The organism is Pseudoalteromonas phenolica (assembly GCF_005876835.1).
In the GTDB taxonomy this organism is placed as follows: Bacteria; Pseudomonadota; Gammaproteobacteria; order Enterobacterales; family Alteromonadaceae; genus Pseudoalteromonas; species Pseudoalteromonas phenolica_B.
In genome coordinates this window covers 1-239 of the sequence record NZ_PPSW01000068.1, presented here as the reverse complement: position 1 = coordinate 239, position 239 = coordinate 1, and the positions used below count along the sequence as shown (strand labels likewise).

Annotated in this window: 2 tRNA genes; both read right to left on the bottom strand. The window is 46.9% G+C overall.

Annotation, left to right across the window (positions count from 1 at the left end):
* Nucleotides 1-35: 35 nt before the first annotated feature.
* Nucleotides 36-110 (bottom strand) — tRNA-Gln (locus C1E24_RS20665).
* Between the two features lie 43 nt (nt 111-153).
* A tRNA-Leu gene (locus C1E24_RS20660) sits at nt 154-238 on the bottom strand.
* Between the last annotated feature and the right edge of the window lies 1 nt (nt 239).

Sequence of the window (239 nt, the reverse complement as noted above, 5' to 3'; positions counted from 1 at the left end):
ATTCCGCCACTTCCGCATTTTATCTCAAATAGAGATGGCTGGAGTACCAGGATTTGAACCTGGGAATGGCGGGATCAAAACCCGCTGCCTTACCGCTTGGCGATACTCCAACTAAAGGTAGTAAAAGCTTTTTTAGTTCAAACTTTAAGAACATGGTGCGGAAGGAGAGACTTGAACTCTCACATCCGAAGATACTGGAACCTAAATCCAGCGCGTCTACCAATTCCGCCACTTCCGCA